This window comes from Rhizobium sp. TH135, assembly GCF_002855515.1.
Lineage (GTDB): Bacteria > Pseudomonadota > Alphaproteobacteria > Rhizobiales > Rhizobiaceae > Allorhizobium.
In genome coordinates, this window is the sequence record NZ_PKRP01000004.1 from 161,252 (window position 1) to 182,926 (window position 21,675).

24 protein-coding genes and 1 tRNA gene are annotated in these 21,675 nt (G+C 60.5%); 12 read left to right on the forward strand and 13 right to left on the reverse strand.

What is annotated here, in order from left to right; translation table 11 throughout:
• Nucleotides 1-35 precede the first annotated feature (35 nt).
• The 3 genes from C0V73_RS13495 to C0V73_RS13505 are packed head-to-tail and all read right to left on the reverse strand — an operon-like array spanning nucleotide 36 to nucleotide 1,716.
• Complete coding sequence (locus C0V73_RS13495; RefSeq protein ID WP_102020525.1) at nucleotides 36-437, reverse strand: DUF2177 family protein; 402 nt, start codon at nucleotides 435-437, stop codon at nucleotides 36-38.
• 38 nt (nucleotides 438-475) lie between these two features.
• A complete protein-coding gene (locus tag C0V73_RS13500; RefSeq protein ID WP_102020526.1) occupies nucleotides 476-1,150 on the reverse strand; it encodes a ChrR family anti-sigma-E factor in 675 nt (224 codons plus the stop codon).
• Nucleotides 1,147-1,716 (reverse strand): sigma-70 family RNA polymerase sigma factor, encoded by a 570-nt coding sequence (locus C0V73_RS13505; RefSeq protein WP_102020527.1) that lies wholly within the window; start codon nucleotides 1,714-1,716, stop codon nucleotides 1,147-1,149. The genes C0V73_RS13500 and C0V73_RS13505 overlap by 4 nt, the downstream gene beginning before the upstream one ends.
• A gap of 241 nt (nucleotides 1,717-1,957) precedes the next feature.
• On the opposite strand from C0V73_RS13505, the gene C0V73_RS13510 reads away from it, so the two are divergent.
• Genes C0V73_RS13510 through C0V73_RS13520 form a run of 3 tightly spaced genes read left to right on the forward strand, consistent with a single transcriptional unit; the run spans nucleotide 1,958 to nucleotide 5,321 of the window.
• Nucleotides 1,958-3,316, forward strand: coding sequence for an FAD-dependent oxidoreductase (locus C0V73_RS13510; RefSeq protein ID WP_102020528.1), 1,359 nt, complete (start codon nucleotides 1,958-1,960; stop codon nucleotides 3,314-3,316).
• Complete coding sequence (locus tag C0V73_RS13515) at nucleotides 3,313-4,107, forward strand: DUF1365 domain-containing protein (protein ID WP_102020529.1); 795 nt, start codon at nucleotides 3,313-3,315, stop codon at nucleotides 4,105-4,107. Before C0V73_RS13510 ends, C0V73_RS13515 begins: the two co-directional genes overlap by 4 nt.
• Nucleotides 4,104-5,321 (forward strand): cyclopropane-fatty-acyl-phospholipid synthase family protein, encoded by a 1,218-nt coding sequence (locus C0V73_RS13520; protein ID WP_102020530.1) that lies wholly within the window; start codon nucleotides 4,104-4,106, stop codon nucleotides 5,319-5,321. The genes C0V73_RS13515 and C0V73_RS13520 overlap by 4 nt, the downstream gene beginning before the upstream one ends.
• 33 nt (nucleotides 5,322-5,354) lie before the next feature.
• Here C0V73_RS13520 and C0V73_RS13525 read toward each other — a convergent pair whose 3' ends face one another.
• Complete coding sequence (locus tag C0V73_RS13525; RefSeq protein WP_102020531.1) at nucleotides 5,355-6,107, reverse strand: SDR family NAD(P)-dependent oxidoreductase; 753 nt, start codon at nucleotides 6,105-6,107, stop codon at nucleotides 5,355-5,357.
• A 53-nt stretch (nucleotides 6,108-6,160) separates the two neighbouring features.
• Nucleotides 6,161-7,585, reverse strand: a complete 1,425-nt coding sequence (locus C0V73_RS13530; protein ID WP_102020532.1) for a phosphomannomutase — start codon at nucleotides 7,583-7,585, stop codon at nucleotides 6,161-6,163.
• A 598-nt stretch (nucleotides 7,586-8,183) separates the two neighbouring features.
• On the opposite strand from C0V73_RS13530, the gene C0V73_RS13535 reads away from it, so the two are divergent.
• Nucleotides 8,184-8,807: a ribonuclease D gene (locus C0V73_RS13535; protein ID WP_102020533.1), complete on the forward strand. Its 624-nt coding sequence runs from the start codon at nucleotides 8,184-8,186 to the stop codon at nucleotides 8,805-8,807.
• A 35-nt stretch (nucleotides 8,808-8,842) separates the two neighbouring features.
• Here the strand turns inward: C0V73_RS13535 and C0V73_RS13540 are convergent, their stop codons facing one another.
• Nucleotides 8,843-9,166 (reverse strand): DUF6665 family protein, encoded by a 324-nt coding sequence (locus C0V73_RS13540; protein WP_102020534.1) that lies wholly within the window; start codon nucleotides 9,164-9,166, stop codon nucleotides 8,843-8,845.
• Between the two features lie 155 nt (nucleotides 9,167-9,321).
• Between C0V73_RS13540 and C0V73_RS13545 the strand changes: the two genes are divergently transcribed.
• Nucleotides 9,322-9,573 (forward strand): hypothetical protein, encoded by a 252-nt coding sequence (locus tag C0V73_RS13545; RefSeq protein WP_102020535.1) that lies wholly within the window; start codon nucleotides 9,322-9,324, stop codon nucleotides 9,571-9,573.
• A 1-nt stretch (nucleotide 9,574) separates the two neighbouring features.
• Here the strand turns inward: C0V73_RS13545 and C0V73_RS13550 are convergent, their stop codons facing one another.
• Nucleotides 9,575-10,972, reverse strand: coding sequence for a nicotinate phosphoribosyltransferase (locus tag C0V73_RS13550; RefSeq protein WP_102020536.1), 1,398 nt, complete (start codon nucleotides 10,970-10,972; stop codon nucleotides 9,575-9,577).
• 242 nt (nucleotides 10,973-11,214) lie between these two features.
• On the opposite strand from C0V73_RS13550, the gene C0V73_RS13555 reads away from it, so the two are divergent.
• Nucleotides 11,215-12,912, forward strand: coding sequence for a hypothetical protein (locus tag C0V73_RS13555; RefSeq protein WP_102020537.1), 1,698 nt, complete (start codon nucleotides 11,215-11,217; stop codon nucleotides 12,910-12,912).
• A 71-nt stretch (nucleotides 12,913-12,983) separates the two neighbouring features.
• On the opposite strand, the gene rpsA is transcribed toward C0V73_RS13555, so the two are convergent.
• Together rpsA and cmk are read right to left on the reverse strand one after the other, a co-directional pair.
• Nucleotides 12,984-14,687, reverse strand: coding sequence for a 30S ribosomal protein S1 (gene rpsA / locus C0V73_RS13560; protein ID WP_102020538.1), 1,704 nt, complete (start codon nucleotides 14,685-14,687; stop codon nucleotides 12,984-12,986).
• Between the two features lie 152 nt (nucleotides 14,688-14,839).
• Complete coding sequence (gene cmk / locus C0V73_RS13565; protein WP_102020539.1) at nucleotides 14,840-15,466, reverse strand: (d)CMP kinase; 627 nt, start codon at nucleotides 15,464-15,466, stop codon at nucleotides 14,840-14,842.
• Between the two features lie 220 nt (nucleotides 15,467-15,686).
• Here cmk and C0V73_RS13570 point away from each other — a divergent pair, with 220 nt between their 5' ends.
• Complete coding sequence (locus tag C0V73_RS13570; RefSeq protein ID WP_102020540.1) at nucleotides 15,687-16,070, forward strand: TIGR02300 family protein; 384 nt, start codon at nucleotides 15,687-15,689, stop codon at nucleotides 16,068-16,070.
• A gap of 155 nt (nucleotides 16,071-16,225) precedes the next feature.
• Nucleotides 16,226-16,301 (forward strand) — tRNA-Ala (locus tag C0V73_RS13575).
• Nucleotides 16,302-16,406: 105 nt separating this feature from the next.
• Here C0V73_RS13575 and C0V73_RS13580 read toward each other — a convergent pair.
• Nucleotides 16,407-16,604, reverse strand: a complete 198-nt coding sequence (locus C0V73_RS13580; protein ID WP_102020541.1) for a hypothetical protein — start codon at nucleotides 16,602-16,604, stop codon at nucleotides 16,407-16,409.
• Nucleotides 16,605-16,743: 139 nt separating this feature from the next.
• Between C0V73_RS13580 and C0V73_RS13585 the strand changes: the two genes are divergently transcribed.
• Nucleotides 16,744-17,535, forward strand: coding sequence for a YdcF family protein (locus C0V73_RS13585; RefSeq protein WP_102020542.1), 792 nt, complete (start codon nucleotides 16,744-16,746; stop codon nucleotides 17,533-17,535).
• A 6-nt stretch (nucleotides 17,536-17,541) separates the two neighbouring features.
• Here C0V73_RS13585 and C0V73_RS13590 read toward each other — a convergent pair whose 3' ends face one another.
• A complete protein-coding gene (locus C0V73_RS13590) occupies nucleotides 17,542-17,979 on the reverse strand; it encodes a hypothetical protein (protein WP_245407982.1) in 438 nt (145 codons plus the stop codon).
• Between the two features lie 162 nt (nucleotides 17,980-18,141).
• On the opposite strand from C0V73_RS13590, the gene C0V73_RS13595 reads away from it, so the two are divergent.
• On the forward strand, nucleotides 18,142-18,777 hold the full coding sequence (locus tag C0V73_RS13595; RefSeq protein ID WP_102020543.1) for a trimeric intracellular cation channel family protein: 636 nt from the start codon (nucleotides 18,142-18,144) through the stop codon (nucleotides 18,775-18,777).
• Nucleotides 18,778-18,793: 16 nt separating this feature from the next.
• Here the strand turns inward: C0V73_RS13595 and irrA are convergent, their stop codons facing one another.
• Entirely contained in the window at nucleotides 18,794-19,210 is a 417-nt protein-coding gene (irrA, locus tag C0V73_RS13600; protein ID WP_102020544.1) for an iron response transcriptional regulator IrrA, read from the reverse strand.
• Between the two features lie 299 nt (nucleotides 19,211-19,509).
• Here irrA and fabA point away from each other — a divergent pair, with 299 nt between their 5' ends.
• Nucleotides 19,510-20,025, forward strand: coding sequence for a 3-hydroxyacyl-[acyl-carrier-protein] dehydratase FabA (gene fabA, locus C0V73_RS13605; protein ID WP_006725266.1), 516 nt, complete (start codon nucleotides 19,510-19,512; stop codon nucleotides 20,023-20,025).
• Nucleotides 20,026-20,069: 44 nt separating this feature from the next.
• A complete protein-coding gene (gene fabB / locus C0V73_RS13610) occupies nucleotides 20,070-21,293 on the forward strand; it encodes a beta-ketoacyl-ACP synthase I (protein ID WP_102020545.1) in 1,224 nt (407 codons plus the stop codon).
• An 86-nt stretch (nucleotides 21,294-21,379) separates the two neighbouring features.
• Here fabB and C0V73_RS13615 read toward each other — a convergent pair whose 3' ends face one another.
• A complete protein-coding gene (locus C0V73_RS13615) occupies nucleotides 21,380-21,643 on the reverse strand; it encodes a LuxR C-terminal-related transcriptional regulator (RefSeq protein ID WP_102020826.1) in 264 nt (87 codons plus the stop codon).
• Nucleotides 21,644-21,675: the final 32 nt, after the last annotated feature.

A 21,675-nucleotide genomic window follows, 5' to 3' on the forward strand; every position in this document is an offset into this window, starting at 1 on the left:
AGAACATAGGGCGCCCGAAGACGCCCTTCCAGCGCTCACTGCGTAAAGCGCGAAACGGCGTAGTAGCCGGCCGCCGAGGCCATGGCCGAAAGAAAAGCACCCCAGGCCATGTCGACAAGGCTCACCTGCAGCGACCAGCCCTTCAAGGTGGCGAGGTTGGTCATGTCATAGGTGCCGTAAGCGAGCAGGCCAAGCAGGGCGCCATTGAAGATGGCCGTCAGCACGCTGCCCGCCGAGACGGCTGGCATGACGGCGAAGTAGACGAGACCGATCACGTAGAAGAGGTAGAAGATGCCGGCGGCTGCAAAATTCGGCGTTGCCAGAAGCAGGCTGCCGATATGCTCGCGATAAAAGCCGATCGCAATGCGCGTCAGCCAGAGATAGTCGAGGGCAAAGAAGACAACGGCCGTGGCGGCGTAGGCGATCACATAAGGCATTTGTCTTCCCTCTGGCCGGGCGCCTGCCCGGCCTTCAATCAGATTCCGAGAACCGGCTGGACCAGACGGACCAGAAGGCTCTTGAACTTCAGCGGCGCGTCGGTCACGGCGAGACAGATGCAATCCTCTTCCGGTGTCGCCACCGGCTGGTGCGTCAACGTCTCGTCGGCTTCCTCGATGTCACCGCGCTTGAACACCGTTGCACCATCGGTGAAGGCACCCTTCAGCACAAGCGTCAGTTCCCGCCCGCCATGCGAATGTTCGGGCACAGGCTTGCCGGCCGGGATCTTGAGCAGGCGAACCTGACTTTCCGAATCACCGGTTTTGATCGGGATGTGATAGGCACCACGACCGAGAGCCTTCCATTTCAAGGCTTCCACATCGCCGCCCAGATAGGAGCGCAGCGGTTCGGGCAGAACCGGAATGTCTGCTGGCGTGGCAACGGGCTTCGCAGAAGACGTCGCGCCAGCCTTCTTTCCGAGCTTGGCTTTCATCGATGCCCAGCTGTCTGCGGACGAGGTTTCATCAGACTTCACCTCGGTCGCTTCGAGAAGCTGGCCGCCGGTGTGTTCCATGAAGGAAAGCCGATCGCGGCAGGCCGGGCAGAGCGCCAGATGCGTCGCAACCGCAATGCTCCAGCCTTCGGCCAGGTTTCCGGTCGCGTAATCGAGCAACAGTTCGTCGCTGAGATGATGTTGAACGTGGAGGGTCATGCTCGCTCCTCCAAGGCTGCGCGCAGCTTCGCAAAGGCGAGGCGAATGCGGGATTTGACGGTTCCCATCGGCAGTCCGAGTTCGGCTGCGATCATGCTGTGGGATGCTTCTCTGTAGAATGACATTTTGAGGAGTTCGAGCTGTTCGGGTGGTAGGGTTTCCATGGCGCGGCGCAGGCGATCTGCCTCCTGCCTGCCTTCGAATTCGACATCGGCCGGCGGCACGTCATCCGGCACGAAAGCCGGATCAGACGGGTCGAAGGTCGGACGTTTTTCGCGACGGAAGGCGTCGATGCGTTGATTTCGAGCGATGGTGAAGATCCAGCTGGAAACATTTCCCCTTGTCGGGTCAAATTGCTCGGCCTTGTTCCAGACCGCGAGCATCGTCTCCTGCATCAGTTCCTCAGCTGCCTGCCCATCGCGGGCAAGCTTCGCCATATAGGCACGCACCTTTGGACCGTAATATTTGAAGATCGTCTCGAATGCTTCGATGTCTCTATCGCGGCCAACGGCGGCCAAAAGCTGCGAGAAGTTACGCTGGTCCAGTTCTTCCACCGACTCGGTCATCGAAACGCTTTTTTTCCCTCGTTTGAGCGACGCAACGACCTGTTGCCGTGCGGTTCGCCCGGGGTCATTGTGGCACGCATCTGCCGAGATGTGTATCGCGTTCATCATGAAGCGCTTTACGCCGCCGTTTTGCGGACGGATCACTTGATGTGAATTTATTCGCGCCAATCAATCCATTGAGATTTACCTTGCGTAATCATTGGCGAATCCATTGGATAAAAGAGTTTGTAAAGGGCGGGTAATGGACACTGGTACGACGAAGGCCGCATTCGGCGGTAAACGCAGGATCGCGGTCATCGGGTCGGGCATTTCGGGTCTTTCCTGCGCCTGGTTGCTGTCGAAAAGCGCCGACGTCGTTCTCTATGAAACGGAGAGCCGGCCGGGTGGCCATTCCAATACGGTCCTGGCGCCGGGCGCAGCCAAGGACATTCCCGTCGACACCGGCTTCATCGTCTATAACGACCGCAACTATCCCAATCTCGTGAAGCTGTTCGAGCATCTTGACGTCCCGACCCTGCCGTCGAACATGTCCTTTGCAGCGTCGCTCGGTGACGGGGCCTTCGAATATTCGGGCTCGGGCCTTTCCGGTCTCCTGGGGCAAAAGTCGAACATCCTGCGTCCGCGCTTCTGGCGCATGGTCAAGGACATCCTCCGCTTCTACAAGGAGGCGCCGGGCCTTCTTGATCGACGGGAGCTTGAGGGTGTATCGCTCGGCGACTATCTGGCCTCGGCCGACTATGCGCCATCCTTCATTGAGGATCATCTCCTGCCGATGGGCGCTGCCATCTGGTCCACAACGGCTTCGGAAATGCGGCTTTATCCGCTCCACGCCTTCATTCGCTTCTTCGCAAACCACGGATTGCTGGTGCTCAAGGATCGCCCGCGCTGGCGCACCGTAAAGGGCGGCAGCCGCGAATACGTCGCGCGGATCCTAGCTGATTTCTCTGGCGAGGTGCGTCTCGGCACGGCCGTGACGGGCGTTCGCCGCGGCATTACCGGTGCGGAAGTCACAGACGTGCATGGCGGCGTCGAAGCCTACGATGATGTCGTTCTCGCCACCCATGCCAATCAGAGCATCGACCTGCTCGAAGATCCCGATACCGAGGAGCGTGAGATCCTCGAGTCCTTCCAATACACGCCCAATCTCGCCGTCCTCCATTCGGACGAACAGTTGATGCCCAAGCGCAAGGCAGTCTGGTCAAGCTGGAACTACGTCGCCGGCAAGCAGGCGGACGCAAGCGAAACCCTCTGCGTCACCTATTGGATGAACATGCTGCAGTCGCTCGATCCGGCGACCCCGCTCTTCGTGACGCTCAACCCATGCCGCCCGATCGACCCGTCCAAGGTCATCCGGACATTCAACTATGAACATCCCCTATTCGATGTCGCCGCCATCCGTGCGCAGCGCCGCATCTGGCAGCTGCAGGGTCGCCGCAACACATGGTTCTGCGGCGCCTATTTCGGAAGCGGCTTCCATGAGGATGGCCTGCAGGCGGGCCTTGCTGTAGCCGAGGCGCTCGGCGGCGTTCGCCGTCCCTGGTCGGTCGAAAACGAATCCGGCCGCATCGTAATCAGCCGTCAGCTTGAGGCTGCGGAATGACGCTTCAGTCCGCCATCTATGCCGGGCATGTGCTGCATGTTCGCAGCCGGCCTAAGAAGCACAGCCTTCGCTACAGCGTGTTCTCGCTTCTGATCGACCTGGACGAAATCGATCAGCTGAACAACGGCCTGCGCCTCTTCGGCTACAACCGCGCAGCGCTGTATTCCGTGCATGATGTCGATCATGGCAATGGTCGCACCGGAGAGCTCCGCCCGTGGCTTGAGGAACGACTTTCAGCGGCAGGGCTTGAAGACGCCCGCTGGAAGATCCGCATGCTCTGCTATCCCCGGATCTTCGGCTATGTCTTCAATCCGATCACCGTCTTCTTCTGCTACCGCGCCGAGGGCGGTCTTGCCGCAGTCCTTTACGAGGTGTGCAACACCTTCAACGAGCGCCACACCTATGTGATCCCGGTGGAAGCAGAAGCGAACGGCATCCTGCGCCACAGCTGCGACAAGGAGATGTATGTCTCCCCCTTCATGCCGATGAACTGCGAATACAATTTCCGCATCAGCCCGCCGGATGACGATGTCGCGATCAATATCGGCGAGAGCGATCCCGATGGGCCACTTTTGTTTGCAACTTTTTCCGGCCGGCGCCGTCCTTTGTCGGACAGAGGCTTGTTGCACATGTTGCTGAAGTACCCTTTGATGACCCTCAAAGTGATGGGCGGCATTCATTGGGAGGCACTGAAGCTTTGGTGGAAGGGGGTTCCCATCTATCGACATGAGCCGGCAGCAGCCAGAATAGCGTCTACGATCGTCGTGCAGAATGGGATGAATAAGTCATGAGTCACGCTGAGCAGGAAATGCACCCTGTGGTTAGCTCTCTCACATTCTGGCAGCGCATGATGTGCCGCTGGGCCGATCGCATCGCCGTCGGGCGTCTCACACTTCAATTTGAAGGATACGGAGAGCATGTGGCGATCGGCGAGAAGCCGGGGCCGAATGCCGTCTTGTGCGTGCGCAATGCGAGCCCTGTCCTGCGCCTCCTGACCGGCGGAACGCTCGGCTTCGCACAGTCCTTCATGGACGGCGACCTCGATTCGCCCGATATCGGCGCCGTTCTGGAACTCGCTTTGTCCAACGAAGCCCAGCTCGGTGCGGTGCTCGCCTCCTCATCCCTCTTCAAGGCGCTGGCGCGCCTGCGTCACAAGCTGCGCCGCAACTCGAAAAAGGGTAGCCGGCGAAATATCGCCTATCATTATGATCTCGGGAACGCCTTCTATGGTCTCTGGCTCGACCAGACCATGACCTACTCCTCGGCGCTCTACACGGCGCCGGCCATGAGCCTTGCGGATGCCCAGGAAGCCAAATACGCCCGCATCGTCGAAGAGCTGCAGATCGGGCCGGACGACCACGTCCTGGAAATCGGATGCGGCTGGGGCGGCTTTGCCGAGCATGCTATCCGCAAGACCGGCTGTCGGGTCACCGGCCTCACCCTGTCCAACGAACAGGCGAAGTTCGCCCGCGACCGCCTGGAAAAGGCAGGCTTTGCCGATCGGGTCGACATCCGGCTCGAGGATTACCGCGATTGCCGCGGCCAGTTCGACAAGATCGTCTCGATCGAGATGTTCGAGGCCGTCGGTGAAGAGAATTGGCCGGTCTATTTCAAGTCCGTGCAGGAACGCTTGGTTGAGGGGGGCAAGGCCCTCATCCAGACGATCACCATCGATGAGAGCCGCTTCGACTATTATCGCCGCAGCGCCGATTTCATCCAGACCTATATCTTCCCGGGTGGCATGCTGCCGTCGGTCACCGCCTTCGAGCGGGATGCGGAAGCTGCCGGTCTGAGGATTGGCGACCGCTTCCGGTTCGGCCGCGACTATGATCGCACGCTGATCGCCTGGGACCACGCCTTCACCGCCAACTGGCAGAAGATCGAGCCATTGGGCTTCGACCGTCGCTTCTACCGCATGTGGCGTCTTTACCTGCACTATTGCGCCGTCGGCTTCCGCTTCGGCCGCATCGACGTCGTTCAATTCAGGCTGGACAAGCCAGCCTGAACTTTGATTTCGAATATCGAGTGAATGCTGCGTTCAGGGATTTGGACGCAGCATTTTGCGTGTCAGGGCGAACCGAAGCGAATGGGGCAGGGCATGCAGGAAGCGAATGGTAAGCGCCATCTTCCACGGGAAGATGATCTCGAACTTCCCCTTCGCCAGCCCCTTGGCGATGGTATCGGCCGCTTCTTCCGCTGACACCAGGAATGGCATGGGGAAGTCGTTCTTCTTCGTCAGCGGCGTGTCGACGAAACCCGGATTGATGATGGTCATTTTGACGCCGTGGCGCTCAAGCTCCGGATAGAGCGCTTCGCACATCACGTTGAGAGCAGCCTTCGTCGCGCCGTATGTCGCAGCACCTGGTAGTCCCACATACCCCGAAACAGACGCCACGACCGCAATATGGCCGCTGCGGCGGGTAATCATCGCCGGCATCACCGTTTCCAGGCATGACGCCGTGCCGAGCACGTTGAGTTCGAACATCTGCCGCGTCCGCGCGCTGTCGAAATCCTCGGCATAGTCGCGGGTATAGGAGCCGGCCGCAAAGACCGCGAGATCGACCGGGCCCATCTCGTTCTCGATCGAGGCGAAGACCTGCCTCACAGCGGCAGGATCGGTCACATCGAGCGGATAGACGCCGACCTTGCCCGGGTGGCTCGCGGCCAGTGACGCGAGTGCATCGGCGCTGCGTGCACTGACGGCCACGCGGTATCCGTCGCGTATCAGTCGTTCCGCCAGCGCGCGGCCGATGCCGGTGCTTGAACCGGTAATCCAGGCAATCTTGGTCATGACGTCCTCATGTTTTCTGTCATCAACCAATACGCCCCGTCAGGCGGCTCGGTTCAGATCGACCAGCTTGCAAGCAGCGATAGACCCTGCTTGAGCAGGGCCGCAGCACTGTCCGCGTCCGCCGCCTCGACATAGCACCGCATTTCCGGAGCATTGCCCGAAGGACGGAAATGGATGACGCGGCCATCGGTCAAAGTCACCCGCAGCCCGTCGATGTCAATCACTGTCTCGACGGTGCCGATCGGCGAGAGGAATGTTTCCAACTGCTGCCGGGAGCCGCGCAGATGCGCCATCAAAGAGGCGCTGCGTTCACTTGCATAATTTTCCAGACGGTCGCTGAGCGCCACGGGAAGATTGAAATCATTGACCAGTGCCGAAAGCGACAGACCGCGTTGTGCGGCTGTGCCAAGCACGGCAAGCGCCGGCAGGAAACTGTCGCGGGTCGGCAAGGCCTTGATCAGGGTTTCTCCGATCGAAAAGTCGGATCCCAGCATCAGACCACCATTCGCCTCGAAACCGATGACGCGGAGTTCGCCGCTCGCTAGCGCCTCTTCCATGGCGGCGATCACATAGGGAGACCCAACCCGGGTTCGCCGAACGCTGAAGCCGCCATCCTGTTCAAGCCCGGAATTCGAGGTCACGGGTGTCGCGACGACGGCGGCCCCCAGAAAACGTGCGGTGACCAGCCCGAGCAGGTCGCCGCGAAGCGGCATGCCATGCTCGTCCGCGACCAGCGGTCTGTCCCCGTCTCCGTCGGTGGAAAGAACCGCATCAAGCGCCAGCTCGTCCGTCCAGCGGGCGAGCTGTGTCACGGTGTCGGGAGAAACGGCCTCGGTATCGACGGGAATGAACTGCTCAGAGCGCCCGAGCGGGAAGACGGTCGCACCGAAGTGCTCGAAGACGGTGACCAGCATGTCCCGGGCAACCGAGCTGTGCTGGTAGATCCCGATCCGTTTTCCCGCGAGGGAGCCTGCCGGAAGGACGCCGAGATTACGATCGACGAACAGTTTCGTCGTGTCGGCTTCGTGGTTCGCACCGCCACCGGCATCGACCATGTTGGCCTGAGCGCTATCCTTGAGCTCGCTGGCGAGACGAGTGATCGCGTCTTCGTCGCTCTTGTTGATTTCGCCGTCAGGTCGGTAAAACTTGATGCCATTCCGGTCGGCGGGGATATGGGACCCCGTCACCATGATCCCTGCAGCACCGATCGAAGCGCCGTAGAGAGCGAGTGCCGGTGTCGGGATCGTGCCGCAGTCGATGGGTTCGAGTCCAAGGCGCTTCACAGCCGCCATGATGGTGCCGGCGATTTCGGGGCTCGATGGTCGAAAGTCACGGCCGATGACCACGGGCGATCCGGTCTGCAACGCGCCGCTGTCCAACATGTGCCGCGCAAAGGCGGTCGCGTAGAGTGCCGAAACAGAACCGACGAGCTCCGTCGACAGTCCTCTTAATCCACTCGTCCCGAACTTTACCGACATGTATGCCTCCTCAGCGGTTTCGCCTGAAGGCCTTATATGGGTCCGCACGCCTTTGCAGCAAGCAGAACACTCTGCGGTGCGACCGGCATGGAGGATGATATCGAAATGGGGGAGCTAGAAATGAAAAGAGCCTGGCGCGGGAGGAGGATGCGCCAGGCTCTTAAACTTGATCGGCAATTGGGAGGAGGAGGAGTATTGCCGATCCTACCGAGCGGCACTGGGAGGAGGAGTGCGCCGCTTCGATGGTCTTGTTATATGCGCATCGCTCTGATTTGCCAATCGCGGTTGTTGCAACGCAGCAGTGCGTTTCTTGCATAGCTTCGGGCAGAGATGGGTTTCGACTTCAACAAATGGCGCGCGAATGCCTTTCGTCTCTTTCGATTCGCCGAATTCGAACACGCATTTGATCACAAATTGATCAGTTTTAGCCCCTGCACGAATTGCTGCATGCACCTGTCACAAAGCTGTCATCGCCTTCTAACCCCATCTCAGCACCCTCCTGCTGGCGAGTAAACCCGCCGTTTCGGCCCGGGATGGTGCTGCCGGGAGCTTTCCGCTATAGCGGGCAGGAACTGATCGATGGCTTCCGGAGGCAAAAATGACAAAAATTCGCTATCACGACGGGGATATCTCCGCCGCAGATGCAGCCCGCTATACGGATGCCATAGCAATCGACACAGAGACCCTCGGTCTGGTCCCGCGCAGGGATCGCCTTTGCGTGGTCCAGCTTTCGCCGGGTGATGGCACGGCCGATGTCATCCGGATTGCTGCCGGGCAGACGCAAGCCCCCAATCTGGTTGCCATGCTGGCGGATCCGACGCGTGTGAAGATCTTCCATTACGGTCGATTCGACATCGCCGTCCTCTTTCATACCTTCGGCGTCACCACCACCGGCGTCTTCTGCACGAAGATCGCATCTCGTCTGACCCGGACCTACACCGACAGGCACGGCTTAAAGGACAATCTGAAGGAGATGCTGGAAATCGACATCTCAAAGGCACAGCAGTCCTCCGACTGGGCGGCCGAAACGCTGAGCCAGGCCCAGCTCGAATATGCGGCATCCGATGTCCTGCATCTGCATGCGCTTCGCGACAAGCTGATGCACCGCCTCATGCGCGATGGTCGATTGGAGCACGCAAAGGCCTGTTTCGAATTCCTGCCGACACGCGCAAAGCTGGATCTGCTGGGCTGGGAAGAAACCGACATTTTCGCGCATAGCTGACGTCAGGGCGCGGATGGCGGCCGTGGCGCCGCTCTTCACCCTTTCCGGGTAATGCCGACGCGCGCCATGACATCGCCCGGGATTTCGTATCTCCTGATCATGTCCTGCTGGTTTCTCAAGCCGCAGAGCTCCCGCTGAATGGTCAGAGCAAATACCGCATCGGCTGCCGTATCGATCAGAGCATCCAGCGAAGCCTTCTCCTGATTTCGTGCAGCTGCAAGCCGACTGAGCGCCTCTTCGGCCTTCCGACCGGCGCGCGCCAGCGCATCAGCCTTTTCGCCCGCAAGCTCGATGTCGAGCGGTGTCATCGTGTCCTTGGTAGACGACGACAGCAGAAAAATGGGAGGTCTGAAACTCATGCCTCTATCTTTTCATCGATGAGAATTGACCCAAAGAGAAGAGCATCTGCCAAGGTTTCGTTAACCGAGACTTCGCATCATCGCTCCAACAAAAATCGGTAACGGATCGGGTCTTTCAAGTCGCCCGCTCCCATAAAGGCGTTGATCAGGCGACCATGACGGAAGCATCCAGTATCCTCCTCGACCAGGTATCGCGTAATCCATCCACCTACGACCTCGACCTGATCGAAGCGCCTGTCGACCACGCAAACAGTGAAGACGAAGGTCCTCGCTACGCACCTGCCAACTGGCTGGATGCCTTCATCGTCGATGAGCGCAGCCGTTCCGACGAGGCATTTGGCGAACGCGTGCCAGTGCCATCCGACGAAGCCGGTCTCTACCCGCGTTACATGCGCCTCGTCGATTGACCTAGCGGGGCAGGCTGGCTGCAGTCGCCCGAGCCCGGATTTCGTCCAGGCTCCAGTCCACCAGCAATTCCCCATTCTGCCAGACGGGCCGAAGCAGATTGGCCCGCCCGCCGAGGTCTTCCAGCGGTACGGTCGCGATGTCATAGCCGTCAGCGATCGCGGCCACGCGCCCGGCCATCGGCGTTTTCTCCTGCGGATTGGAAGGACGCCGCGCCACCGGCCGCCATTGCCCAGCGCTGTCTTCGACCGCGCTCGTGCGCATGGTGAAGGACATAGTGTCCCTGTTGATCTTGTGCAGCAGCCCAGACCCCATGCCGAAAGAGATGTTCTCGGCAGAGAAGCCCATACCCTCGAGCCGCCCGAGGATCATCTGAATGTCCTGGATCGAGACGCCGTCGGACTGGAGGACCCGCACATTGCCATCAAGGACCTTGAAGCCCTTGCCGTTCAGGCGTGTGCCGAAGGCATAGGCCAACTGCGCAACGACCTGAACCGGCGTATCGATCGGGTCGCCACTGTCGGGCCGCACGACGAGAACGCCGCCAGCCGCGCGCACCTTGGTCTGCAGCTTCTTGCCCCAGATTTCAGCGACGGCATTGTGCAGATCGAAGCTGTCGGAGACGACGGAATAGGCGCCGAAGCTCGCAAAATTGTCGATCATGTTGGAATAGGCCTCGGCCTCATGCGCCTGACCCCAGGCGATGATCGTGCCGTGTTCGGCTGCCGGCACGGAATAGGCCGGCATGGACGTCTTGTAGAAGCGCCGCGCCTGCATGATGGCGGGAAGCGAATCGGAGCTGTGGAAGTGCACCAGATGCGCCGCCCCGCCGATCGCGGCCTGTTCGACGCTGGATGTACTGCGGCAACCGTAATCACTGATTCGGCTCGGCTGCAGTCCCGCCGGATCATCGGTCGTCCGCTCCAGGAAAGGCTGGATCGCCAGACGCAACCGCCAGGCGGTGGTCGCAACGGTTGACGGATACCAGACGGCACGAAGAAGTGCTGTCTCCATGTACGAGGTCAGCCATGGCACGCGCGGATCGGTGTTCACCACCTGCATGACCGGCACACCCCGGCGAATCGCCGTGCCTTCCGGCAGCGCTTCGATCCTGAGCGGCAGAATTCCGCCATGAGCGTTGAGGATATGCTCCCAGCCGCTGCGGTCGAAAGGTTGGCCATGCGCACGCGTCACATCTTCCGCTTCGTCGATATCGGCTCGCGTGATCGGTGTCGACAGATAGTCTTTCAGGAACATCTGCAGCCCGAAGAACATCACCTCCGGACGGAAGGAGTTGCCGCGCGTCGTGACGAAGGCGCTGACGGAGCGCGTGTCCTTGGGATACTGAAGAAAGACGCCGAGCTTGTAGCTGTCCGTATTCAGGAGAAGATTGCGTGTCATGCCTGCGCCTGTCGTTGGTCCATCGGGCGACAGTCTGCCGCCGTCTCCATGATGCCTGTCAATCTATGCGCGAGGCTGGTGTCCTGCAGATTGTTGGCGCGGTTAGCAATTGGTTAACCATATCGAGCGACGATTGAGGATCGGAGCCGAAAGGTCGGTGTGTCAGCCACAACAGGTGGACCTCAATCCCGGCGTTCGTTCGTGGTCTTAGTCCAGAGGCACCAGAACCGTAGAGGTGGCCCATGCTTCCTCCAGTCCTTGCGTCCGCAAATGCCTATGCTTCGGCGACCGAGGCAAAACAGCGCCCGGATCAGACGGTCTCGGCACGTCCGACGACGGCCAATGTGCCGGCAGCACCGACAGCAATCGCTCGCGAAGCAGCTGTTGCCGGACAGCTCAACATGATGCTGCTATCCGGCCCCGAACGGATGTCGCAAAATCTCGCCGCCCTTGCCGAAGTGCTGGGAAGCGCGCTGAAGATCGAACGCGGTGTCGATGAAAGCCTCACCGACTACATGGGCAGATTGATAGATGGCATTGCCGGTCTTCCCGCCGCCGATCGCGTGAAGCTCCAGAAACTTCTTGCTCAGTCCTTCGCCGGCCTGCAGTTGCGGACCCTTCTCGACGCCATGGCCAATCCGTCCGGACCTGAGCGCACGACGCTGGCGCTCTACCTCGAGCTTTATCGCCAAACGGACAGGGATGGCGCAGCGCGCTCCGTCATCTCGTCCTACCGAGAGCTTGCCGGCGATCTCCGCTCGGCTGACGCTTCGCCGGCACGGCGGATCGCCGCCAATGATGCCGGGCGACCTGTAGCGGATGCGCCGCTGCCGAATCAGAAGGCAGGGGAGCAGCTTCAAGGGACCCGACTTGCTGCCCAGGCGATTGGTGGCGAGACAGAGACCGGAACCAAACAGACGGCTTCCGCTCCAGCGAGGCCATCCAACACGGATGCCGCTCTGCCGTCACGATCGTCAGTGTCTTCTGCCGCGCCTCGATTGCCTGGCGAGCAGCCGCCATCCGAAACTCCCCGCACCAATGCGGCTTCGACGCCCAACTCGTCGACGCAATTATCCAAGGCGAGCACAGACGCCGCCACGGCAGGACCTGTCACGCCGGACCTTGCCGAACCCCCGGCCGGCGATGACAGCACTCCGCGGTCCGGCGAGCCGCTCGTCCCGTCACGAAATCTGCCCACCGAGCGGCGTGCCCAGGCCGAGACCGATGGCCGGCAAACAATCGAACGAGCAGCGCTGCTTGGGGCCGCCCCGCCTTCCATCCCGGCGGACGCACCTCCCGCACCGCCGCTACCGGCCGCCTGGCTTGCCGAGCTGCTGGAGACGGACTTCGTCAAGGCTCTCCTTCAATTGAAGACGCTGTCCGCCGATGTCGGCGGCCAGATCCTGGCAAACAGCCGTCAGGCTGCCGCTGAAACGGCTCTCCCACTCCCGTCGCCCGAAACAGTGATGCCGGACGAGGCAGCCGATGAACCAGAGCACGCCAGCCGCATGCTCGATCCCGCATCACCTGAGCACACCGAGGAGCGCAGTCTGCCGCCACTGGCTCTCCTTGCGGAGCAAGCTCAAATTCGCCCCGCCATCGCCCGTGAAGGCATTCCCTTGCCCTTCATCTCCTACCTGATCGATGATGACTTCAAAGAGGATCGTGTCGAGGAAGAGGAAGAGCGGGACGAACAGGCCGGGGGCCGGGGGGAGTCTGACGATCACGATCCTGAGGATTCCGGAGAGCCTGCAGGCGAGGAGAGCCATACGGACACAGCCTCCGACAATGCTCCAGGCCACGTCGATGGACCTGCCGGTCCCGCAGCTCTTGAGCAGGAATCGACTCCACCCGCACTGCCGCCGCCTGCTGACAGCCCGCTCAGCCTCCGGGTAGAGCCTGCCCATGAGCTCTACCTGCGGATGGCCGGCCTCAACTGATTAATCCAGGCAAAGAAAAACCCGCCGGAATTGCTGCCGGCGGGTTCTTTTATTTCAGTCAACAGCGAGGATTAGTCGTTGCTGCGGTTCTTCAGGGCTGCACCCAGGATGTCGCCGAGCGACGCGCCAGAGTCGGACGAACCGAACTGAGCGACGGCTTCCTTCTCTTCTGCGATCTCGAGAGCCTTGATCGACAGCATGACCTTGCGGTCCTTCTTGGAGAAGTTGGTGACGCGAGCGTCGACAACCTGACCGACCGAGAAACGCTCCGGACGCTGATCGTCACGATCGCGGGCCAGGTCGTTGCGGCGGATGAAGGACGTGATGTCCTCGTGGTTGACCAGCTTCACTTCGATGCCGCCATCGTTGATGCCGATGACTTCGCACGAAACGACAGCGTTCTTGCGCAGGTCGCCGGAAGCAGCGGCGTCGCCGACAGCATCCTTGCCGAGCTGCTTGATGCCGAGCGAGATGCGTTCTTTCTCGACGTCAACATCGAGAACGACGGCCTTGACCACGTCACCCTTGTTGAACTCTTCGATGACCTGTTCGCCCGGACGGTTCCAGTCGAGATCCGAGAGGTGAACCATGCCGTCAACGTCGCCTTCGAGGCCGATGAACAGGCCGAATTCGGTCTTGTTCTTGACTTCGCCTTCGACTTCAGTGCCGGCCGGGTGGCTGTAGGCAAATGCCTGCCACGGGTTCTCGAGGGTCTGCTTGAGACCGAGCGAGATACGGCGCTTGGACGGATCGACTTCGAGAACGACGACGTCGACGTCCTGCGTGGTCGAAAGGATCTTGCCGGGATGAACGTTCTTCTTCGTCCAGGACATTTCCGAGATGTGGATCAGGCCTTCGATGCCCGGCTCCAGCTCGACGAATGCGCCGTAGTCGGTGATGTTCGTGACGGTACCGGAGATCTTCTTGCCAACCGGGTACTTGGCAGCGATGCCATCCCACGGATCCGACTCGAGCTGCTTCATGCCGAGCGAGATGCGGTGAGTTTCCTGGTTGATACGGATGATCTGAACCTTGACCGACTGGCCAATGGACAGGATTTCCGAAGGATGGTTGACGCGGCGCCATGCCATGTCGGTGACGTGCAGCAGGCCGTCGATACCGCCGAGGTCAACGAACGCACCGTAATCGGTGATGTTCTTGACGACGCCGTCAACAACCTGGCCTTCTTCGAGGTTCTGAACGATTTCAGAACGCTGCTCGGCGCGGGACTCTTCGAGAACCGTACGACGCGATACAACGATGTTGCCGCGACGCTTGTCCATCTTGAGGATTTCGAAGGGCTGCGGGTTGTGCATCAGCGGGGTAACGTCGCGGATCGGACGAATGTCGACCTGCGAACGCGGCAGGAAGGCAACGGCGCCGTCGAGGTCAACCGTGAAGCCGCCCTTGACCTGGTTGAAGATAACGCCTTCAACGCGCTCGCCAGCTTCGAACTTGGCTTCGAGCTTGATCCAGCTTTCTTCGCGACGAGCCTTCTCGCGCGACAGAACAGCTTCGCCGAGAGCGTTTTCGATGCGCTCGACGTAAACTTCAACTTCGTCGCCGACCTTGAGCGTGCCGTCCTTAGCGCGTGCACCGAATTCCTTCAGCGCGATGCGGCCTTCGACCTTGAGGCCGACGTCAACGATAGCAACGTCCTTTTCGATGGCCGTGATGATGCCCTTGGCAACATAGCCTTCGGCCAGATCGGTCTTGGCAAAGGATTCCTCGAGGAGGGCAGCAAAGTCCTCGCGCGACGGGGTAGAAACAGACATGAAATCTCCTAGTCGCATCCCACTGGATGCGTGAGCGCCGGGGGTTGGTGTTGATCTTGGCCGGCATCCGATCCGCTCTCATTTGGAGAGCAATCCGGCGCGGGGACTGGGTGTCGGCCTGAAGGCTCCGGCTTGGCCGGATCCTGGTCACTTCATTTCGTCAGGGCAGCATCGATCAGTGTCTTCGCTGCCAAGAACGCGGCCTCTATACTCATTTCGGAAGTATCTAGCAAGTGCGCGTCATCAGCCGGTTTCAAAGGGCTGTCGGCGCGGCCCATGTCGCGCTCGTCCCGAGTCTTCACATCGGCGAAAATCGCATCGAAATCGGCCTCAAGCCCCTTGGCGAGGATCTCGTCATAGCGGCGCCTCGCACGCACCTCCGGAGAGGCCGTCACATAGAGCTTCACCGCGGCCTGCGGACACACCACGGTACCGATGTCACGTCCGTCGAGCACCGTGCCGGGCAGGCGGGTGGAGAATGAGCGCTGAGCCTCGACCAGAGCGCGGCGGACTGCCGGCATGACCGCGATCTTGGAAGCCGCCTCGCCGATGTGATGGGCTGAGAGAATATCGCGATCCAGTCCGCCGAGATCGAGATTGAGGGCCACGCCTTCCGCGATCGCCTCGTCGTTGAGCGGCAGGTCCGCGTCCAGAAGGGCCTTGGCCGTCGCCCGATAGGTGAGACCAGTATCCAGATGGTGGAAGCCGTAAGTCTCCGCGATCCGGCGCGAGAGGGTTCCCTTGCCGGCCGCGGCCGGTCCGTCGATGGCAATGATCATTCGACCCTCTGTCTCTCCTGGTTCCTTCGCCCGTCTGATACAAACCTTGTGCCCGCTTGCCAAGCGATGCATGCGATCCCAAGGTTGCAGAAACCGGAGCGAAGTTTGCCTTTGACAGGACGAACGCCAGCGATTAAGGGGACCGACTACAGTTTGGCCGGCCTCGTGCCGGGCGCTAGGCGCATGCCCTTATTCTTCACGACTTCATGAGGCTTTGACAGTGGCGAAGGCAGAACTTGGAACGAAACGCACTTGCCCCGACACCGGCAAGAAATTCTACGACTTGAACAAGGACCCGATCGTGTCACCGTACACGAACAAGTCCTGGCCGCTTTCCTATTTTGAGGAAACCTCGGTCGCAGCCATCATGGAGAAGGCTGAGGAAGAGGAAGTCGCCGAAGTCGATACCGAAAACACGGATGTCGAGCTCGTGTCCCTCGAGGACGCCGACGAGGCAGCGGGTGACGATATCCCCGATATGGGCGACGACGACGTCGAGATCGACGGCGACGACGACGACACCTTCCTGGAAGCCGACGAAGACGATGACGACGATGACATGACCGGCCTGATCGGCGTCACCGGCGACGACGACGAAGTCTGATATTTCAAGGATTTCGAGCCCGGGCTTAAAAAAATGCCCGGGCTTTCATTTTTCGGCTTGCCATCTCCGACTACCGGAAGTATCAAGCCGCCACCCCGACGGAAGCGGTGCTTTCAACGGGGTTCCCGGAGCCGGAAATTACCCGGTACCCTGATGGGGCTATAGCTCAGCTGGGAGAGCGCTTGCATGGCATGCAAGAGGTCAGCGGTTCGATCCCGCTTAGCTCCACCAAATTTTCCGATGAAATTTTGGTACAAAAAAGCGCCCTAAGGCGCTTTTTGTCGTTGCGATCGCAATGGCGGCGCACTTCCCTTGATGGGCAAGCGCCCGCGCTACTCACCTCCGGAACAGTTCCACCCGCTCGCCGCTCTCCGAGAGATCGATCTGGAACCAGTCGATGATCTTGCGGATGTCGAGCTTTACCTCGCCGTCGCGCAGCTTCAGGTGCAGCTTGTCCTCGATGACGTCAACGGGAGTGCCGATATAGAGGCGGTCGTTGCCGGAATCGTCGACGGTGTCGACGGCAAATCGCATGGTGACCTCCCGAAAAATTCAGAATCGAAATGATGACAGTGGGACGAGGGTTTAGTAACGCGTCCTTGAGCGAAGCTGGTCTCCTGAAGCGGCGGCCACCTGGATGGCGCGTTCGGATCTTGGACTGGGAGAATGCAGAGTGTTTGTCGTTTCAAAGATTTTCTGGAACATGGTCCAGCCCCTGTCCCTCGTTTTCCTGCTCGGCGGCCTCGCATTGATGCTGATCTGGATGCGCTGGCTGCGCCTGGCGGCATCCGCCCTCTTTGTCTCCCTGCTTGTCCTCTTCCTCACGCAGTATACCTCGCTCGGCTCCCTGCTGCTGCAAAGCCTTGAAGCGCGCTTCCCGCGTCAGACGGCGGACCCGGCTGAGCTCTCCTGCATGATCGTGCTGGGCGGTGCCTTCGAAACGGAGGTGACCACGGAGCGCGGCGGCATGGATCTCAATCAGGCGGCTGACCGCTTCGTCGAAGCGCTGCGGCTGGCCATCCGCTATCCCGAGGCAAGGATCCTGGTGTCCGGCGGCGATGGCTCGCTGAGCGGCGCTTATGAAGGGGATGCCGCGGCATCGATCCGCTTTTTCGAGGCTTTTGGAATTTCTCGCGACAGGCTGATTGCCGAGACGACTTCCAGAAACACCGACGAGAACGCTCAGAACAGCCGGGAGCTCCTGGCCTCCAGCGGCCTTGGGCCCTGCCTGCTCATTACCTCCGCCTTTCACATGCCGCGCTCGGTTGGCCTGTTCCGGAAGGCAGGCGTCGAGGTAGCGCCGTGGCCGGTCGATTATCGCACCGCCGGCAATGTCGCCTTCCGGCTTGACTTCACCCAGCCGAGCCTGAACGCACAGCAGATGTCGACATCTGTCCGGGAATGGGTGGGGCTCTTCGCCTATCGGGCGCTAGGCCGCATCGACGAGGTCTTTCCGGCGCCGTGAGCCGGGTTATTTCTTCGAGATCGTCAGGAATTTCGTGCCGCGCACGCGCACCGTCATGGCGCAGGGCTCCTGGCCCTCCTCACGCTCGCAATAGCGCGGGTGCATCTTCAGCACGAAGACCATGTTCCCGAACCGCTGAACGAAGTCATAGGAGTACATCTGCGCCGTGGCGATCATGAAGTAGCCGCCTTCCTTCACCTGAAGGTAGAAGTTGAACGGGCAGCCCTCTGCCGTGCAATCGGGTCCGCGCACGCCGTCGCAAACGATTTCGCTGCTGTTGGTGACCGCGTCCTTGATGCCGTCATTGTTAATATCGATGCGATCGATGAAAGCACTGCCGAACTGCACCGCATCGCAGCGCTTGGTGTAGTGGTCCTTCTCGTAGATCTCGGGATCGGTCAGCAATTCCTGCTGGGCGCCCGCAGGCGCCGAAAAAAGGCCCATGGCGACAACGAGGAGGAGGCGGGAGAGAAAAGTCACGGTCTGGACTCCGGATCGCATTCTGTGCTGAACGATGGATAAGTCTAGCGGCTGCGTCTTGCCCCACCCTTAACGGCGTGGTGCAAATCTGGCCTCGGGCAAACGGCTCCATTAAGGAATGAAGGCATGTCGCTCCTATCCTATCTCGATTATGCGGGGATCGCCCTGTTTGCGGCGACGGGCGCGCTTGCCGCCTCCCGCAAGCAGCTCGACATGATCGGCTTTCTATTCTTCGCCGTCGTGACGGGGCTTGGCGGCGGCACGGTGCGCGATATCGTGCTTGGTCGCGTCCCCGTCTTCTGGGTGCTCAATCCGGATTACATCCTGGTCTGCTGCGCGATTGGCGTTGTGGTCTTCTTCACCGCCCATCTCGTCGAATCGCGCTACCGCCTTCTGATCTGGCTCGATGCGATCGGCCTCTCGGCCTATTGCGTCATGGGGGCGGCGAAGGGCCTTGCAGCGACCGGCTCGCCGACGATCGCGATCGTCACCGGAACCCTGACGGCAAGCCTCGGTGGCGTCCTGCGAGACCTCCTGGCAAACGAGCCTTCCGTGCTGCTGCGCCCGGAGATCTACATCACGGCTGCCCTTGTCGGTGCTGCCGTGTTCACGGCGGCAAACGAGCTTGGCATGCCCCTTTATGCGGCCTCCGCGATTGGAGCCGCAGCGGCATTTGTCATCCGTGGAGGAGCGCTGCACTTCGGATGGACGTTTCCGACCTACAAGCACAAGCCTGGCCGGCATCCGGACGAAGTCATGTGAGGGGAGGGTAGGGCGTTCAGCCCTGCTTGGGCCGCAAGCGGATCACGACATCGACATGGGCGATTTCCATGCCTTCCGGCGGCGGCGGCAGATTGTCGATGCTGATATTGTTCACGGGAATGTCGAGAACCTTGTTCTCGCCTTCCACGAAGAAGTGGTGGTGGTCCGAGACATTCGTGTCGAAATAGGTCTTCGAGCTCTCGACCGCGAGCACCCGGATCAAACCGGCTTCGGTGAACTGGTGCAGGGTGTTGTAGACGGTCGCAAGCGACACCGGAAAATCAGCCGACAGCGCTTCCTCATGGAGTTCTTCCACGGTCAGATGCCGATCACCCTTTGCGAACAAAAGACCGGCAAGCGCAATGCGCTGCTTCGTCGGGCGCAGTCCCGAGCGACGCAGTTTGAGTTCGATACCCGTTTCGCAGGTTGCCATCGTCAAAGACGCACTCCAGTCGTTGCGTGGCATGCATAAGCATCCACAGATGTCGATATAGCTGCAAAATCAGGGTGTTTCAATAGTTGCAGTGGGCAGAAGCCCGCAGACGCCCGCTATTGGGCGGTTTTTGGCCCCTCGGGTCTGGTGATGCCCTTTTCCTTCCTGTATGCGACGATGATAAGAGGATGGGCAAAAATGCCCTGGGAACCAGCGGATGGGCGCGGGGCTTCAATTTGCCACCGTCTTGGTCTAATGGGTCCCGACGATGTGAAGCAGAGGGGGGAAGAAGAAGAACAATGGTTACGAGACAGTCCAGCTATAACTACGACGAAATCCTCGCCTGCGGCCGCGGTGAACTCTTTGGCGAGGGCAATGCGCAGCTCCCTCTGCCGCCGATGCTGATGGTCCACCGGATCACCGACATTTCGGAAACCGGCGGCGCCTTCGACAAGGGCTATATCCGCGCGGAATATGACGTGCGCCCCGACGACTGGTACTTCCCCTGCCATTTCCAGGGCAACCCCATCATGCCGGGCTGCCTCGGCCTCGACGGCATGTGGCAGCTGACCGGCTTCTTCCTCGGTTGGCTGGGTGAGCCCGGTCGCGGCATGGCTCTCTCCACCGGTGAGGTCAAGTTCAAGGGCATGGTGCGCCCCGAGACCAAGCTCCTGGAATACGGCATCGACTTCAAGCGCGTCATGCGCGGTCGCCTGGTGCTTGGTACGGCTGACGGCTGGTTGAAGGCCGATGGCGAAACTATCTATCAGGCATCCGACCTGCGCGTCGGTCTGTCGAAGGACAAGACGGCCTGATACGGCCCGGTCCGCACCTGAAGTTCATAAAGAAGGTCTGAGAGATGAGACGGGTTGTAGTAACAGGTCTTGGCATCGTGTCCTCCATCGGTGCCGATGCCGCCGAAGTCACCGCTTCGCTGCGCGATGCCAAGTCGGGCATCACCTTTTCTCCCGATTTCGCCGAGCACGGCTTCCGGTGCCAGGTCTGGGGTAAGCCCAATCTGGATCCGACGGAACTCGTCGACCGCCGTGCCATGCGTTTCCTGTCCCAGGGCGGCGCCTGGAACCATGTTGCCATGAAGCAGGCAATTGCCGATGCTGGCCTCGAAGAGGCCGACTATCAGCAGAACGAGCGCGTCGGCATCATCATGGGTTCCGGCGGCCCGTCGACTAAGCAGATCGTCGAAGCGGCTGACATCGTCCGCCAGAACAACAGCCCCAAGCGCATCGGCCCGTTTGCCGTGCCGAAGGCCATGTCGTCGACCGCATCTGCCACGCTTGCCACATGGTTCAAGCTGCACGGCGTCAACTATTCGATCTCGTCTGCCTGCTCGACCTCGGCCCATTGCATCGGCAATGCCTACGAGATGATCCAGTGGGGCAAGCAGGACATGGTCTTTGCCGGCGGCCACGAGGATCTCGACTGGTCCATGTCGAGCCTGTTCGATGCCATGGGCGCGATGTCGTCGAAGTACAACGACACGCCTTCGACCGCCTCCCGCGCCTATGACGTCTCCCGCGACGGCTTCGTCATCGCCGGAGGTGCCGGCGTTGTGGTTCTGGAAGAGCTCGAGCACGCCAAGGCCCGCGGCGCCAAGATCTATGCCGAAATCGTCGGCTATGGCGCGACCTCCGATGGCTACGACATGGTCGCCCCATCGGGCGAAGGTGCCATGCGCTGCATGCGTCAGGCACTCGCGACCGTCACTGGCGAAGTTGATTACATCAACACGCACGGCACCTCGACGCCGGTGGGTGATAGCAAGGAAATCGGCGCGATCCGCGAAGTCTTCGGCGACAAGATCCCGCATATCCAGTCGACCAAGTCTCTGACAGGTCACTCGCTGGGTGCCGCCGGCGTCCAGGAATCGATCTACGGCCTTCTGATGATGCAGGAGAAGTTCATCGGCGAGAGCGCGCATATCACCGAGCTCGATCCGGAATTCGAAGGCGTGCCGGTCGTGCGCAAGCGCATCGACAACGCCAAGATCGACACCGTCCTGTCGAACTCCTTCGGCTTCGGCGGCACCAATGCGACGCTGGTCTTCCAGCGCCATAACGGCTGATCACAAGACAGCAGACATAAAAAAGCCTGGCGCGTTACCGCGCCAGGCGTTCATCCGAAGTGGTCCGCCAGCCGTGGGAGTTCGGCTTACTTCGGTTGATGGGGATCGGTATGGTCGATGACGCCGATCAGCATGGCGAGGCTCACCGCATGCATCAGATTGCTCGCCTCAAGCTTTTCCTGGGCGCTGACCAAAGCCAGGTTCACCTCTTGATTTGATAAAGCCAGTACATTGGCAGCCTCATCCGAGCGCATGCCTTCGGCCACCAGCTGCAGACAGCGGATTTCCCGGTCGGATAGGGCCGGAAAAGAGGAATCCCTCCCGATGGCCCGTATGGTATCGGTTTTCATGATCAAAGTTGCCGCAATGGAGATACGCGACT

Coding starts and splice junctions, on each gene's coding strand:
- C0V73_RS13555 (WP_102020537.1), top strand. CDS start 11,215: ATGCTTCCTCCAGTCCTTGCGTCCGCAAATGCCTATGCTTCGGCGACC.
- C0V73_RS13525 (WP_102020531.1), bottom strand. CDS start 6,107: ATGACCAAGATTGCCTGGATTACCGGTTCAAGCACCGGCATCGGCCGC.
- C0V73_RS13515 (WP_102020529.1), top strand. CDS start 3,313: ATGACGCTTCAGTCCGCCATCTATGCCGGGCATGTGCTGCATGTTCGC.
- C0V73_RS13550 (WP_102020536.1), bottom strand. CDS start 10,972: ATGACACGCAATCTTCTCCTGAATACGGACAGCTACAAGCTCGGCGTC.
- C0V73_RS13595 (WP_102020543.1), top strand. CDS start 18,142: ATGTCGCTCCTATCCTATCTCGATTATGCGGGGATCGCCCTGTTTGCG.
- C0V73_RS13530 (WP_102020532.1), bottom strand. CDS start 7,585: ATGTCGGTAAAGTTCGGGACGAGTGGATTAAGAGGACTGTCGACGGAG.
- cmk (WP_102020539.1), bottom strand. CDS start 15,466: ATGATCATTGCCATCGACGGACCGGCCGCGGCCGGCAAGGGAACCCTC.
- rpsA (WP_102020538.1), bottom strand. CDS start 14,687: ATGTCTGTTTCTACCCCGTCGCGCGAGGACTTTGCTGCCCTCCTCGAG.
- C0V73_RS13520 (WP_102020530.1), top strand. CDS start 4,104: ATGAGTCACGCTGAGCAGGAAATGCACCCTGTGGTTAGCTCTCTCACA.
- C0V73_RS13615 (WP_102020826.1), bottom strand. CDS start 21,643: ATGAAAACCGATACCATACGGGCCATCGGGAGGGATTCCTCTTTTCCG.
- C0V73_RS13495 (WP_102020525.1), bottom strand. CDS start 437: ATGCCTTATGTGATCGCCTACGCCGCCACGGCCGTTGTCTTCTTTGCC.
- C0V73_RS13505 (WP_102020527.1), bottom strand. CDS start 1,716: ATGACCGAGTCGGTGGAAGAACTGGACCAGCGTAACTTCTCGCAGCTT.
- fabB (WP_102020545.1), top strand. CDS start 20,070: ATGAGACGGGTTGTAGTAACAGGTCTTGGCATCGTGTCCTCCATCGGT.
- C0V73_RS13500 (WP_102020526.1), bottom strand. CDS start 1,150: ATGACCCTCCACGTTCAACATCATCTCAGCGACGAACTGTTGCTCGAT.
- fabA (WP_006725266.1), top strand. CDS start 19,510: ATGGTTACGAGACAGTCCAGCTATAACTACGACGAAATCCTCGCCTGC.
- C0V73_RS13510 (WP_102020528.1), top strand. CDS start 1,958: ATGGACACTGGTACGACGAAGGCCGCATTCGGCGGTAAACGCAGGATC.
- C0V73_RS13535 (WP_102020533.1), top strand. CDS start 8,184: ATGACAAAAATTCGCTATCACGACGGGGATATCTCCGCCGCAGATGCA.
- C0V73_RS13545 (WP_102020535.1), top strand. CDS start 9,322: ATGACGGAAGCATCCAGTATCCTCCTCGACCAGGTATCGCGTAATCCA.
- irrA (WP_102020544.1), bottom strand. CDS start 19,210: ATGGCAACCTGCGAAACGGGTATCGAACTCAAACTGCGTCGCTCGGGA.
- C0V73_RS13580 (WP_102020541.1), bottom strand. CDS start 16,604: ATGCGATTTGCCGTCGACACCGTCGACGATTCCGGCAACGACCGCCTC.
- C0V73_RS13540 (WP_102020534.1), bottom strand. CDS start 9,166: ATGAGTTTCAGACCTCCCATTTTTCTGCTGTCGTCGTCTACCAAGGAC.
- C0V73_RS13590 (WP_245407982.1), bottom strand. CDS start 17,979: ATGGGCCTTTTTTCGGCGCCTGCGGGCGCCCAGCAGGAATTGCTGACC.